Origin of the sequence: Paenibacillus sp. OT2-17 (assembly GCF_009827695.1) — a bacterium.
Classification (GTDB): domain Bacteria; phylum Bacillota; class Bacilli; order Paenibacillales; family Paenibacillaceae; genus Paenibacillus; species Paenibacillus polymyxa_B.
Genome location: NZ_WUDQ01000155.1, coordinates 1 through 7,696, shown reverse-complemented (window position 1 = coordinate 7,696; position 7,696 = coordinate 1). Strand labels below are relative to the sequence as shown.

Below are 7,696 nucleotides of genomic sequence, written 5' to 3'. Positions count from 1 at the left end.
CGGGATCGTACTTCCTGACTCTGCCAAGGAAAAGCCGCAAGAAGGCAAAATTATCGCGGTTGGCGCAGGCGCATTGAAAGACGGTGCCCGTATTCCTCTGGAAGTAAAAGAAGGCGACCGTGTCATTTTCTCTAAATACGCTGGAACGGAAATCAAATATGAAGGTAAAGAATATTTGATTATGAAAGAAAGCGATATCCACGCGATCATCGGTTAACCGGAACCCGGACAAGACCTGAATATAGGAATTGAAACAAATCATTCATAATCCATAGGGAGGTTTATCACAAATGGCTAAAGATATTAAATTTAGTGAAGACGCTCGTCGCTCTATGCTGCGCGGGGTTGACGCATTGGCTAATGCTGTTAAAGTAACACTCGGACCGAAAGGCCGTAACGTTGTACTGGAGAAAAAATTCGGTAGCCCGCTCATCACCAATGACGGTGTAACGATTGCAAAAGAAATCGAGCTGGAAGATGCGTTCGAAAACATGGGCGCTCAACTGGTTAAAGAAGTAGCAACCAAAACGAACGATGTAGCTGGTGATGGTACGACTACTGCTACTGTTTTGGCTCAAGCCCTCATCACAGAAGGCCTGAAAAACGTAACTGCGGGCGCAAGCCCAATCGGTATCCGTAAAGGGATTGACAAAGCGGTTAAAGCAGCTGTTGCTGAACTGCAAGCCATCTCCAAACCAATCGAAAGCAAACAATCCATTGCTCAAGTAGCTGGTATTTCCGCTGCTGATGACGAAGTAGGCGAACTGATCGCTGAAGCTATGGAAAAAGTGGGCAAAGACGGTGTAATCACGGTTGAAGAATCCCGCGGTTTTGCAACAGAGTTGGAAGTGGTTGAAGGTATGCAATTTGACCGTGGCTACATTTCCCCGTACATGATTACAGATACGGACAAAATGGAAGCTGTACTGGACAATCCATATATCCTGATCACAGACAAAAAAATCACAAACACACAAGAAATCCTGCCATTGCTTGAAAAAATCGTACAACAAGGCAAGCCACTCGTTCTGATCGCTGAAGACATCGAAGGCGAAGCGCTGGCTATGCTCGTTGTCAACAAACTGCGTGGTACATTCAACGCTGTAGCTGTTAAAGCTCCAGGCTTTGGTGACCGTCGTAAAGCAATGCTGCAAGATATCGCTGCCCTGACAGGCGGTCAAGTGATCACGGAAGAACTGGGTCTAGACCTGAAAACAGCTTCCGTAGACCAACTGGGTACAGCACGTCAAGTGCGTATCACTAAAGAAAATACGATTGTGGTTGACGGTGCTGGAAACAAAGCCGACATCGATGCTCGTGTTAGCCAAATCCGTACGCAACTGGAAGAAACCACTTCTGAGTTCGACAAAGAGAAACTGCAAGAGCGTCTGGCTAAATTGTCCGGCGGCGTAGCAGTCATCAAAGTCGGTGCGGCAACTGAAACAGAATTGAAAGAACGCAAACTGCGCATCGAAGATGCCCTGAACGCAACCCGTGCTGCGGTTGAAGAAGGTATCGTATCCGGTGGTGGTGTAGCGCTCCTGAACGTATACAAAGCAGTTGCAGCTGTTGAACTGCAAGGCGACGAGCAAACAGGCGTGAACATCGTGTTGCGCGCTCTGGAAGCTCCAATCCGCACCATCGCTGCTAATGCAGGTGAAGAAGGCTCTGTAATTGTTGAGCGTCTGAAACGCGAAGAAGTTGGCGTAGGCTTTAACGCAGCTACTGGCGACTGGGTAAACATGATCGACGCTGGTATCGTGGACCCTGCAAAAGTAACTCGCTATGCATTGCAAAACGCTGCTTCCGTAGCAGCAATGTTCCTGACTACCGAAGCGGTTATCGCTGACAAGCCAGAACCAGAAAAGGCTGCAATGCCTGATATGGGCGGCATGGGTGGTATGGGTGGAATGATGTAATAGGTTTGAAAAAACCTATAATACCGCTATTTAAAGGGCTCCCGAGAGGGAGTCCTTTTCTATAAAATCACATAAAAATCACATTCTATGCAACCAGTCAGATTTGAAGGATGTCTGCGAAGTGATTTTTAATCTTCTCATTGGCATTTTTCTTCATTTTCTCCGTAACGTGCGTATAGACTTTCAATGTAGTTTTAGCGTCATCTTGGCTAACTTGCTTCATGATCGTTTTGAGATCAACTTCAGCTTCAGTCAGCATCGATATGTGAGTGTGTCGAAAAATATGAGGAGTAGCTTTCTTTTTAATTGAGGTTTTCTTGAGAATACGTTCCATACGGATTAATATATTTTTTTGAATGAGTGGGTAGCCGTTCTTGTGGGCAAAAACAAAGTTGTTTTCATGATAATCATCAAATAGTTTCTTGTATTCAAGTCTGAGAGCTTGTTGTTTAACAATGTGTCTTTGGAGCAAATTCATAACGTTATCAATTATATTAAATTTACGAATAGATCCTGTAGATTTGGGTGGAGTTAGAGTGTATTTAAGCATATTATTATCAGGATTGTAAAGTGTCTTGGTTATTCGTAACTCATTTAATTCAAAGTTAAAGTCCGTATCTTTTAAAGCACAAAGTTCCCTAGATCGTATCCCTGAAAAGGCAAGCAAGTGAAAGATTTCAATGTCATCAGGTAAACCATGTTCATTAACTGCATTTAAAAATTCAGCCAGCTCATGCTTTTCTAAGTAACCATCCTCGATTGGGCTATTTTCAATTTCCTCTACCGTCAACATTTTCGCCGGGATAACTGCCCCCGAACACGGATTATCCAATCTCATTTTGTTTTTTATTGCATATTTCATAATCATATTTGCAGTTACATGTACGCCCTCAATGGTTGTCCTAGCATATTCTTTATCATCTAAATCGTTTAAGATATTCTGATACTGTTTATGTGTAAATTTGTCTATTATGACCTTAGCAATATATCTTAGTAGGATCTTAATCTCTTTTTCTCTAACTCTCACGGTGTTTTTCTTTACTTTGCTCTTGGAATAAGTTTTTAACCAATCCCAGGCTACCTGTTCGAACGTTAGCTTCTTGATTTTTTTGTATCTATTCCATGATTTTTTTGGGCATCTAAGACTTTCTGTACCCGCTCCTCAGCTTGCTTTTTAGTATCACCTCGACGTGCAATCTGATTTCTCTTACCAGTTACAGGCTTAGGTAGGCCGTCTACTGTACAAATCCACTTATAGCCCTGTTTGTTGTTTGCTTTAATTTTAGTGAAGGATGCCATACATTCTATCTCCTTATATAGGTACAAATGTTCGCTTTAATAGTGAAAAGAAAAGCCCAGAAGGGCTTTAGCTGTGAATGATTTGAACTAATTTTATTGTACAAAAACTCCAAACGTTTGAGAATTTTCCTTATATTTAGAATTACTCAGCTCTGCTTGCTCTAAAAATAATTCCGTACTTGGTTATCATAATTTTATACTCAATATTATTCTTTGTAATTTTCTTCTCGTTTTCGGAAGTTTTATTAGAAAGAGAACTTATCAAACCTGAATTGATGTCTACTACCTCGCCTCGAGTTAAATTCTGATTTGTAAGAATAGTCACAATGCCCATTACATTCGAAAAGTCATAAGCCTCTTGATCTATTGGCCATTCCAATTAAGAATAGCAGCCAGCGTGGTGACGAGGTTGTCGATTTCTTTGGCGGCAGCGGCTCCATGCTTATGACATGTGAGCAGATGGACCGGACATGCCGGACATTGGAACTGGACCCGATCTTCTGCGATGTAATTAAAAAACGATTCCTGGAGAGTACTGGTATTGAGCCAGTCCTGTTGCATCGGGCTAAACCCGTAGCATAGGAAAAAGGAGGACGCGACTAACGTCCTCCCCCCCAATCCAGGGTATCCCCCGGCTGAGATAGCGGCCCGCCACGCGTGGCATTTTGCAGACATCCGCTATCTCGCATTCCAGTATATAGGAAAGCCGAGGGATACGACAATGGGAACAGCAGACGAACAATACAACACAGCATTACAACGCGAGATTGAAATCATAGAAGGTATCCTTGAAAGCAAGGCGCAGTACCGGAAGATTGTTAAGGCTGGCATAGCTCAGTGGGTCAAAGACCTGCAAGCTGGAAATATAAAAATGCAGACGATCTAGGAATTGGATCGTCTGATTGAGCTGGATATAAAGCTTCAAAAGGATGAGTTGTAAAAGCATATAATAATCTTGTTAGTTAATGCATAAATATGGATTTATTAAACAACATTAAGATTTTATTGTAAAAGAAATTAGAAACATGGAATCTTTTAGTAGAATGAGGTGGTAGTTTAATATATTAAGGAGGAATAGAAGTATTATGAAGAAGAAACATTTAATTGCGTCAGCCTTATCTTTAGGTTTGCTAGGAGGAGCTATTGCTGTACCCAGTGCGATCTTTGCGGATTCAGATGCTGCAACTAATTCCGCAAATACATCGACGTACGCGACCCACGATGAGGTGAAAACACCTGGTAATCATGATATAAGTCTTTTTAGAACAAAAGATCTTTTTAATGTGAACCTTGACGGCAAGTCGCCATTAACAGAGTTCTCCATAGATCCTGGATATGGTCATGTTAAGATTCGTGTAAGAAACAACACCAAAGCTACGCTCACTTTACCTTAAAGCATGTCGACAGTGGGAAAGATTATTTTACCAAGTATGTGGGTGCTGGTGATACATTTAATTGGTATAGCACGGATGGGTTTTCAAGCGGATTGCGCTCAGGAAAATATGAAATACAGTGGCGTGCCGGCGGAGCTTATGTAGACGCCTCAGCATGGGCTATATCAGCCACTAACCCAGATGAACTTTAATTAAACCAAGCTATAAAGTTTTGTATAAGAAAAGCTAACTGGTAGCTCGCTTGATTGGAGAAGTTTCTTATACTGCAACGAAGCAAGGAAAGCTTCAGGCCATTCGGTTTGAAGCTTTCCTTGCTTCGTTTATAACTCAAAGGAGAAATGATATTGGTGAAAAAGAAAAAAAAAATTTTTCATCAGCCTTATCTATTAGTTTGTTGGGGGCTGTTGTTGTGCCGAGTGTGATCTGTGCAAGTTCAGATGCGTCTGATTCTGCAAATACATCTAGTATTGCGACCAAAAATGCTGGTAAATCAACTATTAGTGACCAAGTCATAACTCCTCAAAAATCAAGAGATGTTTTTGAGGACATTTTCGACAAAAAGGACCCAGTATCACGTTTTGTATTAGATCCGGGATACGGGCATCTTAAAATTTTTGCCAAAAATAGAGGTGGTTCAACCATTACCTTTAGTCTGGTGCATACAGACAGTGGAAAACAATATATTGTTAAGACTATTGGTGCTCATAAAAAATTGTTCTGGGATAGTGTAAATTCTTTTTCACAAGGGCTGCGCTCCGGAAATTATGAAATACAATGGAGAGCTAACGGCGACATTGTGCATGTCACAACATGGGGTGTATCAGGAAATGATTCTGCAGATACATCCACTACGGCGACCCAAGATGCTAGTAAAACAACTACTGGTGACCATGTCATTACTCCACAAGCTACTGATGGACAAATTGTTGATCGTCCAGTAGCTGGATTTAATGATTCTGCTGATTTTGACGTTAAAGGAGGATATGGATATGTAAGATTGTACTTGAGAAACACAGGGGACACTACTATAACTTTTACTGTGAATCAGGGAAGTGCATCTGGTGCGGAAGAGTACAGTGGAACAGTAAAACCTGGTAAAACATTCGATGAAATATTAAATAAAAGCAAGGTATGGTCCACAGGGAAATTTTATGTTAGTTTAAGTAGCGGTTCTGGTTCCATGTCTGGAAAGCTCGGAGTTCGGACTAGTACTAATACGAATTTTTAAATATAATTTCTGGGAATCCGCCTTACTTTTCCTATCGACCCGGCAGAGATCAAATAACCGGAGGCAATGAAGTTGAAACCTTTACCGTCATAACTGGACATGAGCGCACAGGGAAACCCATCTCGAAAGTGAAACGGGTTTCTTTTTCTACTATCCTTCCGCGCTATTGGGAGAGAAAATTTGGGAGACGGATAGCAAGCAAACAGTCACCTACAAAACGCCCGAGGTGACGTGGAAGCTGCTGGAGCAATGGAAGGGTAAGCCGGTTGTGCTCAATTTTGAAAATCTGTTTGTAATCCCACCCTGCTGGCTAAAGCCAGTGGGGTGTTTTTTGTTTACAGGAGTGCTCTTATGACAAACGCAGTATTTCTACATAATTCGCAAAAAAAGATATTGACAACTGGTTAATTGCTGGACAAAAATAGTAAATGAATATAAAATTATGGGATTTTTATGCGAAGGGTGGCTATGGCATGAAGCATACACCTACGATTCGAGCAGAATTAGATAGATACTTACAACAAAAGGGTTTGAGCATAGCGCAATTTGGACAACTTGCAGGCATGAATAGGGGAATAGTAAGTGCTATTGTGACAGGGAATAAGTCAATGTCTGTTAACCAGCTTGACCTAATCACTGAGGCTATGGATTTACCAGAAGGGGATTTTTACGATCTGTTTATAGAAAACTACATTATCGACCATCCCCCGAATATGAGGCGAATCGAGCCATTTTTGTTTCGCTGTGCGGAGTTGGACAAGCTGGATGCGATCCGTCGAGTGGTGGGAGCTATCATGGACAATCTACTATATTCACCCAAGCTATTTGAAATTGCAGAAGAATTGTTGGCGCAGGGACGACATGAGGCTGCGCTACTGCTCTATGAGGGTGTGGCTGAAGCGGAGAAATATCAACATTCTGAGCGTTTGGCAGTCTGTCAATATCGTATATTCACGATTCAAGTTGGAGACGATCAAAGTCGCAATCTCAGTGCAGCTACGATATTTAAAGCTTTTGTTGAGCGCCTAGATGAAATAGACCAACTTGATGCATTGAAAGATTTGGCGAACATGTACAGGTCATTGCGTAAATGGGACAAGGTTGAAGAAATGACAAGGAAAATGAAAGCTAAAGCGGAAGTCCAATATACTTTAAAACATCAACAGAAGGATCTAAAACGTGATGAGTCTACTAAGAAGCTAAGTCGTCCCATGTTTGTGTATATTACCTATGCTGACTTGTTGTGTGCAGGTGTTTGTGAAGCCCAAGGCGATTATCAACAAGCTCTACAGTATACATACGCATACGCTAACTTAAATTGGGTGAAAGAGACAGACGAGGATACACAGGATTGGATCGGCTTGTTTCAACATTGGGCAGAAGTTAATACTTACGTATTTAAACTTTTGTCTGGGGATACAAGTGTGCTTAACGATTATGTTGAATATATAGCTGCAACATCTAATGAGGCCGACAAAGAAATGGTTACTAAGCTGTTGAACGTAATGTTTGCAGCTAACCGATATCAGTTAGATGTGAATTACATACTTAAACGTTTTGAAACGGTTATTGGCTCTATTGTGCAACACGGACAACCATCATCTGACATGTATACTAAGCAAGTTATACCAGAACAGTTTGCACGCTTTGGATATGAATTGGCTTATTATTATTTGTACCGAGGGATGCATAACGTTGGCTTTAAATATTTGATGTATTCAATGGTAAAGTCACATACAATAAATAATGAGACTTATTTTATAAATTGTATGGGCTTGTTTGTGCGTTTCAAAGCTCAGGCGGCTCCTGAAACAAAAACAGAGTTTTACAATCTCTTAGAAAAGGTGTGGTTAGAT

General features: G+C 41.3%; 6 protein-coding genes and 2 pseudogenes. 7 read left to right on the top strand and 1 reads right to left on the bottom strand.

All coding sequences use genetic code 11. The annotated features are described in order from the left end of the window. Positions 1-217 (top strand): co-chaperone GroES (locus GRP75_RS15740; protein WP_160789765.1); only part of this gene is annotated, 217 nt, incomplete at its 5' end. Between the two features lie 73 nt (positions 218-290). Beyond that, complete coding sequence (gene groL / locus GRP75_RS15735; RefSeq protein WP_013309215.1) at positions 291-1,919, top strand: chaperonin GroEL; 1,629 nt, start codon at positions 291-293, stop codon at positions 1,917-1,919. A gap of 97 nt (positions 1,920-2,016) precedes the next feature. Here the strand turns inward: groL and GRP75_RS15730 are convergent. Continuing rightward, positions 2,017-3,218: pseudogene (locus tag GRP75_RS15730) on the bottom strand (tyrosine-type recombinase/integrase). A gap of 345 nt (positions 3,219-3,563) precedes the next feature. Here GRP75_RS15730 and GRP75_RS15725 point away from each other — a divergent pair. The 5 genes and pseudogenes from GRP75_RS15725 to GRP75_RS15710 all read left to right on the top strand — a co-directional run. Further along, positions 3,564-3,800, top strand: a pseudogene (locus GRP75_RS15725) (DNA methyltransferase); the annotation flags it as partial. A gap of 139 nt (positions 3,801-3,939) precedes the next feature. Beyond that, a complete protein-coding gene (locus GRP75_RS29250; RefSeq protein ID WP_202404160.1) occupies positions 3,940-4,104 on the top strand; it encodes a hypothetical protein in 165 nt (54 codons plus the stop codon). A gap of 199 nt (positions 4,105-4,303) precedes the next feature. After that, positions 4,304-4,612, top strand: a complete 309-nt coding sequence (locus GRP75_RS29790; protein ID WP_237449068.1) for a hypothetical protein — start codon at positions 4,304-4,306, stop codon at positions 4,610-4,612. Between the two features lie 241 nt (positions 4,613-4,853). Continuing rightward, the gene (locus tag GRP75_RS15715) at positions 4,854-5,840 is read left to right on the top strand and encodes a hypothetical protein (protein WP_237449067.1); all 987 of its coding nucleotides are present in this window, start codon (positions 4,854-4,856) and stop codon (positions 5,838-5,840) included. A gap of 473 nt (positions 5,841-6,313) precedes the next feature. Beyond that, a partial coding sequence (locus GRP75_RS15710) for a helix-turn-helix transcriptional regulator (protein WP_160789764.1) occupies positions 6,314-7,696 on the top strand: 1,383 nt, incomplete at its 3' end.